Annotated in this window: 6 protein-coding genes; 1 reads left to right on the forward strand and 5 read right to left on the reverse strand. The window is 67.8% G+C overall.

Annotated elements, in window-relative coordinates:
• On the reverse strand, nucleotides 1-3,591 hold a 3,591-nt coding region (locus HR086_RS43305; RefSeq protein WP_174468561.1), incomplete at its 3' end, for a phage tail tape measure protein.
• Nucleotides 3,592-3,694: 103 nt separating this feature from the next.
• Between HR086_RS43305 and HR086_RS43310 the strand changes: the two genes are divergently transcribed.
• Nucleotides 3,695-4,426: a hypothetical protein gene (locus HR086_RS43310; RefSeq protein ID WP_174468562.1), complete on the forward strand. Its 732-nt coding sequence runs from the start codon at nucleotides 3,695-3,697 to the stop codon at nucleotides 4,424-4,426.
• Between the two features lie 25 nt (nucleotides 4,427-4,451).
• Here HR086_RS43310 and HR086_RS43315 read toward each other — a convergent pair whose 3' ends face one another.
• The 4 genes from HR086_RS43315 to HR086_RS43330 all read right to left on the reverse strand — a co-directional run.
• The gene (locus HR086_RS43315; RefSeq protein ID WP_174468563.1) at nucleotides 4,452-4,706 is read right to left on the reverse strand and encodes a hypothetical protein; all 255 of its coding nucleotides are present in this window, start codon (nucleotides 4,704-4,706) and stop codon (nucleotides 4,452-4,454) included.
• A 44-nt stretch (nucleotides 4,707-4,750) separates the two neighbouring features.
• A complete protein-coding gene (locus HR086_RS43320; protein WP_174468564.1) occupies nucleotides 4,751-5,179 on the reverse strand; it encodes a hypothetical protein in 429 nt (142 codons plus the stop codon).
• Nucleotides 5,180-5,238: 59 nt separating this feature from the next.
• Nucleotides 5,239-6,390 carry a phage tail tube protein gene (locus tag HR086_RS43325; protein WP_174468565.1) on the reverse strand — a complete coding sequence of 384 codons (1,152 nt, stop codon included), beginning with the start codon at nucleotides 6,388-6,390 and terminating at the stop codon, nucleotides 5,239-5,241.
• Nucleotides 6,391-6,419: 29 nt separating this feature from the next.
• Nucleotides 6,420-6,857 (reverse strand): phage tail terminator-like protein (locus HR086_RS43330; RefSeq protein WP_217442188.1); only part of this gene is annotated, 438 nt, incomplete at its 5' end.

The raw sequence follows: 6,857 nt of genomic DNA on the forward strand, positions 1-6,857 counted from the left end.
GCCCAGCGCCGCCCCGCCCGAGGCACCAACCGGTGACGCTGTCGCGCCCACGAGTGCCGTGGTGGCCGTGTCCACCAGTGCGACGAAGGCCTTGTGGGCCAGCAGGCGCGCCAGGTCCTTCAGCATGCCGTCCACCATCGACCTGAACGAGAACTGCCCGGTGGTGGCGAAGCCGACGAAAGCGTCCTCCATGTGCTGCGCCGCGCTGGAAACGGCGTCCTGGGCGAGCGCGAAGCCCTCGGAGAACTGCGCCTGGAGCTTCGCCACCTCCTTCCGGTACGCCTCCGCGCTGATGCGCTCGTTCTTCAGCAGCTTGTCGAGGGCCTCCAGCCGCCTCTGCGCATCAGCCAGTGGGTTGAGCTGCCGCTCGAGCTGCTCCAGCTCCTTCGCGAGCTGGGCCTCGGCGCGCCCCTCCGGCGTCCAGAGGGCTCGGGCCTTGGACATCAGCTCGACGTACTGCTCAAGCGGGAGCCGGTGGGCCTCCACCTCGTCACGAAGGGCCTGCTGTGCCTCGATGAACTTCGAGCTGGCCGGGTCTCCGAGTTCCCGGTTCAGCTCCTGGAGCACCTGGACGCGCTTCTCCTCGGCCTTGGCGAGTTCCTTCGCGGCCTCTGCCTCACGAAGCTTCGCGATGGCCACGTCTGCCTGCTTCCGCTGCGCCGCAGTGAGCGCCTTGTACTCGTCGGTGAGGTTGAGAGCCTCCACCTTCGCCTTTCCAGCCGCGCGCGCCTCTTCCTCGATGCGCTGTACCCAGGACGCGGCCTTCTTCGCGAGTTCATCGCGCGCCTGGGCCTGCTTCTTCGTGGCCTCCGCGTCCTGGAGCTTCGCGATGGCGACGTCGGCCAGCTTCTTCTTCTCGGCGTCGAGCGCCATGTACTCGTCCGTCTGGTTGAGTCCGCCGGCCTTCGTCTTCCCGATGGTCCGGACGTCCTCCTCCAGCTTCACGAGCCATTCGGTGGCCTTCTTGCGGGACTCCGCGAGAGCCTTGGCGTCGGCCGCCGAGATCTTCTGGCCCGCGCCAGCGCGAGCCTGGGCGTCGGTCATCTGCTTGGTGGCCTCCGCTTCTGCCTTCTCCGCCTCCTCCAGCGCCATCATCGCCTTCTTCAATTCGGCGAGGCGCTGCGTCTGGACGCCAAGTTCCTTCTCCAACGGAAGGAGCTTGAACTCGACGTCATGCTGGAAGAGGTCGTTCTTGAAGTTGCGGACCTCCACGAAGGGCTTTCCGCCCAGCCCATTCTCGGCCAGTTCCTTCCGATTGAGCCCCATGACATCGCCTGTGGCCTTTTTGACCGCCGCCGTCAGCCGTTCAACCTCCCCCAGCGTCGCGGTGATTTCTTCGCCACCGATCTTCCGCATGACCCCAGCAAGTTCCTTGATGGTGTCGACATCGCTGGTGAGCAGGTTCTGGTATTGACCGCCTAGGGCGAACACCTCGTCTCTCGCAATCTTGAACAACTCCAACGCCTTGGTCTGGTCGTCGATGGCCCTCGTAGTGCTGGTGAGGTTCGTGATGATCTGCACGCCCTTCCCCACCGACGCCGCCGACTCCTGTGCCTGCTGCTTCGCCTTCTCCCGAGCCTCGTCAGCAGCCCGGGTGAACTCGGAGTACGCCGTCACGGCCGCGCCCAGGGCGATGACGAGGACTCCGATGGGCCCGCCCATGGCCGCTAGCGCAGCGGAGCCAGCCCGGGTGGCGAGCGTCGCCCCCTCGACGGCCATCGCCTCCCTGACCTTGGCCTGAGCCAGCGCGTTGGACGCCAGAGCCGCCTTCGTGTGCGCGACGGTGTAGGGCCCTTCAACGGCAGCAGCGGCCTGGAGCATTGCCTGCCGCTTCTCGAGCTGGGCTAGCGCGCCCTTCAGCGCCTCGGCGCGGCTCTCCCCCTGCAGGCGCTTGTAGTTGGACTCGGTGAGCGCAGCCTCCGCGATGGCCTCCTTCGCCTTCTTCGCGGCTGCGGCCTTGTCGTACAGCGCCTTGGCCCACTCCTGCCCCCAGGCGACAGCGCGCGCGGCGCCGAGCACTGCCAACGCCTGGGCGAGGTAGCGAGCGCCGGTGGTCACCTCGTCGAAGTTGCGCAGCAGCCCGTCCATCACAGGAGAGACGGTATTGAGCAGGTCCTCGCCCACCTCGACGCGCAGTGCAGCAAACCTGGCGCGGAGCTGGTCCACCTTCATCTGCGGCGTCTCCGCCATCTTCTTGAAGGCCGCTTCCGTCTTCCCGGCGGAGTCCTCCATGTGCTGCAGGGAGGCCGCGAAATCCGCTGCGGCCGACCCGGACAGCGTCATCGCCGGCAAGAGGGCTTCAACGCCTCCGACGAGCATGGCGAGCAACTCCGTGCTGCCGCCCGTCTTCTCCTTCATGTCCGCCATGAAGCCCGCGAAGCCCTTCGCCTTCAGGGCTGCCGTGTCGTACTGAAGACCCAGCACCTCGGCGAGCATGGCGGCCTCGCTGGAGGGCTTCGCCACCGAGGCGAGGATGCTCCGCACCCCCTCCATCGCCGTCTCGGTCTTGATGCCAGCCTTGGTGAGCGCCGCGTTGGCCGCCAGGAGTTCCTGGAGCGACACGCCCGTCTGGGAGGCAATCGGGGCCACTTTGCCGATATGCCGGGCGATGGCATCGATGCTCGTCTTGCCGTCCGCAGCCGAGACGAACATGGCATCCGCAGCTTCGGTGGCGCTCCGGAGCTGCGTTCCGTAGCTCGCCATGATGGACGTGAGACCGTCCGCCGCGACGCTGACCTCCGTCACGCCGCCGATGGCCAGCTTGTTCGCGATGGCCAGCAGCTCCGTGGCCTTCGCGGCGTCGGCAGCACCCGCCGACATGATTTCGTAAAGCGCCTTGGCCTGGTCCGTCGGCCCGCGTCCGAACTCAGCGCCCAGGCGCTTCGCACTGTCGGCGAGCTGCCCCATCATCCCGAGCTGGCTTCCATCGAGAAGCGTGCTCACCTGCGCCATGGCCGTAGAGAACTCCATTGCTTCCGTGGAGACACTGCGGAGGGTCGCCCCCACCGCGACCATGCCCACGACCTTCCCGGCGAGCCCGCCCAGCCCCTGAGAGAGCCGAGTAAGGGGAGACTCCGCGGTCTCCGCCGCCTTCGTCACCTCCTGGATGGACTTCGCGGCGCGCATGCCCTCGCTCATCCGCGCCATCTCGGACGAGGCCTTGTTCATCTCCGTCATGAACCGCTGAATGATGGCGGTGTCGCCCAGTGCGGAGTTGAGGCGCCCCGTCGCACTCTCCAGCGCGGCCACCTTCGCGTGGAACGCATCCACCGACTTCGTGTCCGCCAGTGCCTGCTGGAAGCGCTTCGATGCTTCAATCGCCTGCTCCATGTCATTCACGTATGCGCGCAGGCGCTCCATCTGTTGCATTCGCGCACGCATTTCCTCGAACGCCTTGGCGCTGGCCTGGATCTCCTTCACGAGCCGCACCATCTCGCTCTGGAACTCGGTGGTGGCGGACTCTGTCTTGCCGGCCGCCTTCTCCGTCTTCTCAGCCGCCTTCGTGAAGTCGTTGAGCGCGACGGCGCCGGCGGCAGCGCCGGAGCTGTCGATCTGGAGCGACAACGTCGCGAGGTCGAAGTCTTCAGACATGGGGAGCCGCCACCCTCACGGCGTTGGACTGCGCAGGGGCCCGAAGAGACTGAACACACGAACAGTGGACCAGGGCAGCGCCGCTGTGGTGGCCTCCGGGCCCATGCGAATCCGCCGTGCGCTTCTCGCTGCTCTGCTCCTGATGACCTCCGCTTGTGACCGCCGTTCTGACGAGGAGAAGCGGCTGGAGGCGGAGCGCGTTCGGAGAGTCAACGAGGGGAACAGAAATCACCCTGAGCGACTCAGAGGCGTCGCCACGGGAGAGCACAACACTACGTTCCTGATCGTCGACACCTTCCCCGGCAAGAACGAACAGGAAATCCGCGAAGCGATGAGGATGGCGATCACGTACAACTTCGAGGGGGGCCGGGAGGGATTTGAGCGCGAAGGCTGGCTTGCCATCGGCTACCGCGATGCCAAGACGGGCATCGAGGAGACACGACTGACCTCGGCGTTCCGCGGGCCCGAGTACTTCGGGGAGAGAGACGCCCTGGAGCACGCGAAGGCGACGGAGGCCGAGCGCGTGCGCCGCGCAGAGGGCCGAGGCGCTGTGGCGACTGGCGAGAACCGGAGCACCCTGCTCATTCTCCGCGCGTTCCCCGGGGGCGACGAGCAGGCCGTCCGCACGGCCATGGAGGACGAGATGGCGAGGACGCTCCAGGGCGCCGGGAAGGAGTTTGCGAGCGAAGGTTGGCTGCGCGTCGGGTTCCGCGACCAGAAGACGGGCATCGAAGTGACGAAGCCCGTCGGCGAGCTCGAGCGGGCTCGCACCACCGACGAGGTGCTCGGGAGACTGCCCGCCGAGAAGGGCGAGCAGCAGGCAGCCCAGCAGTAGTCGCAACGTCGCCACGCGCACCTCCTCACTTCCGTTGAATCTCGTCGCGGAAGACGTCGTCGAGCTGGCGCAGCAACCCCACCTCCGCGGGGGTGGGCCGGTGGCCGGTGAGGCGCGCCCAGGCGTCGATGTCCTGGTAGCTGATGGGGGCCAGGGAGAAGGCTCCCGCGCTCCGGGCCCCGGCGAGCTGGCAGAACCACTCCCAAACATGGGCCAGGGGCGCCGGCAGCTCATGCGGGCACACCAACGCCTTGGGTATCTCCCCTGTCGCGCGCGCCACTTGCTCCAGGTGGGCACGGAGGGAGGTGCCGCCCTCCTCCCGGCTCAGTCCGACGTGGTGTCGGGCGTAGCCGAGGAGTTGGTCGGCGAGGACTCGAAAAAACGGGTGCGCTCCCCGAAGGCGGCTTCCACCTGGCGCCGCAGCCATGGGTACGAGACGTACAGGCGCCGGGCAGAGTCGGGGGAGTAGTCGACGGAGCGGCCCTTCTCGGACACCCCTCTCCAGCCCACCGTCCGGGCCGCCAGCAGGTCGAGGGCGTCGTCCTCGATCTCCTTCGCACCAGTGGCAGGGCTCCGGTGCCCCAGGTTGAGGCGGGTGATGGTGCGCTCGCGCAGCGCGCGTTCGGCGTCGCGGGTGACGGCCCCGTCGGGGCTCGCCACGAGGATGACGATGCCGGTGGCCACACCGGTGAGCGGGTGGTGGATGGACACCTCCGAGGTGTCGCGGTGCGTGACGGTGGACAGGTCGAACATGTGCGGACTCCTGAACTGCGAGGGATGAGCGCGCACGTGCAGGCCGCGCCGAGGGATGGCTACGGGTTGCTGCGCTGGTAGATGAAGCAGGTGCCGGAGACGGGGTCCCGCAGCGCCGTGAAGGGCATCGTGAGGATGACGGGCCCGTTCTTGGGGTTGTCCAGGTCGGCGCCCGTGTACTTGATGCGCGGCATGTACAAGCGGTGGAAGTCGGTGCCGTTGATGTCCTTCAGCACCACCTCGAGCGAGGACTCCTCCTCGTCGACGAAGCGCCGCACCATCGTCCCGTCCTTGAAGTAGAGCGTCATCGAGCCGCTCGCGGTGATTCCGCCCTCGTGGACCTCCGAAGGCGACACCTCGCCGATGGTGCCCTGCGTCGTGCGGCCGTTGGCGAAGTCGATGTCGACGCCCGTCACGCTGGCGAGCACCTGTCCAGACTCGCGAAGGGCACCCGTGAAGGAGTCGAAGGGAGCCCCCGTTCCGGCTGGAGTGAGGGACGTGGCATGGGAGGCGGTGGCCACCACCATGTCCTTGCCGAGCAACGTCACACTCCCGGTGACGATGTCGCTCGGCTTCACGCTGAGCTTGAGCGACTCCGCCGCGCAGCCCCGGTACAGCAGGTACTGGTTGATGTCCGTGAAGGCGCGCTCGACGCTGAACGTCTTCAGCACCGTGCCTGCCTTGAGGCGCCGGCCTACCAGGGCCACGGAGCGTCCGGCGGCCGCGACGTCGTCCACCAGCGTCTTGTCCACGGTGAGCGCCAGCGCGGTGACGGCCGTCACCTTCGCCCGGCCATTGTTCCCCGCGGTGGCGAAGCCCAGGGCCTGCACCTCGTCACCCGGCAGGAAGCCATCGGCGAGGAAGCTGCCCGTGGCGCGGACGAAGGTGTCGTCGTCCGCGTCCGCCGCCAGCGACACCGTGCCGGTCGTCACCGACTCCCACGTGCCGGACAGGACGCCGGCGAGCAGTTCGTCAAAGGTGCCCCGGGAGAGCTCGAAGCTGATGTCGCCGCCCACGCTGCGCATGCCGTGGCGGACGTCCGCCGGCTGCCTGTCGGCCCGAATCTCGTTCGACTCGAGCGTCTCCTTCTTGAAGTTGAGCGACGTGCCCGTGAAGCGCAGCTCCTGGAAGGTGGTGCTACTGGGGACGCCGTAGTCCGTTTCCGCCACCAGGCGGATGCCGGTTCGCTGCCCTGAGGCCGAAGAAGCCATTGCGTGTACCTCCTGCCGCGCGAGGCGGCTCAATCCACCGTATGCACCCACCAGAGGACGGAGACCGGCGTGTGCCACCAGCCCTCGTCCCGCATGCCCGGCCCGCGCGAGACGGACTCAACGCGGACGGCGGTGTCGCCGCGTGACAGCGAAGTGCCCCGCTTGAAGCCGTCACACAGCGCCTGGGCGGCCTGCAGCGACGCGCCCGCGCCATTGCCCAACGGGAAGAAGAGCGACACCTGGAGGATGCCCGGGTGGAGGGTGAGGCCATTCACCCCCGCGCTCGCGGCGGACGTCTTCGCCGGCAGGTGGTCCATCCGGGCCCATGGCGTGCCCTGCGTCGGCGTGAAGGCGACGTTGGGGAAGGCGAGGTTGGACTCGCCCAGCACCGGCCGCAGCACCTGAAGGACATGCGCCTCCAGAGCCGCGTTGGTGTCCAGGAGGACGGTGCTCACGTGCCGCCGCCC

It is taken from the genome of Myxococcus sp. CA039A, from assembly GCF_013336645.1.
Taxonomy (GTDB): Bacteria; Myxococcota; Myxococcia; order Myxococcales; family Myxococcaceae; genus Myxococcus; species Myxococcus llanfairpwllgwyngyllgogerychwyrndrobwllllantysiliogogogochensis.

Bases quoted from the DNA above. Each gene is read 5' to 3' on its own strand.
- HR086_RS43310 (WP_174468562.1), top strand. From the start codon at position 3,695: ATGCGAATCCGCCGTGCGCTTCTCGCTGCTCTGCTCCTGATGACCTCC.
- HR086_RS43320 (WP_174468564.1), bottom strand. From the start codon at position 5,179: ATGTTCGACCTGTCCACCGTCACGCACCGCGACACCTCGGAGGTGTCC.
- HR086_RS43325 (WP_174468565.1), bottom strand. From the start codon at position 6,390: ATGGCTTCTTCGGCCTCAGGGCAGCGAACCGGCATCCGCCTGGTGGCG.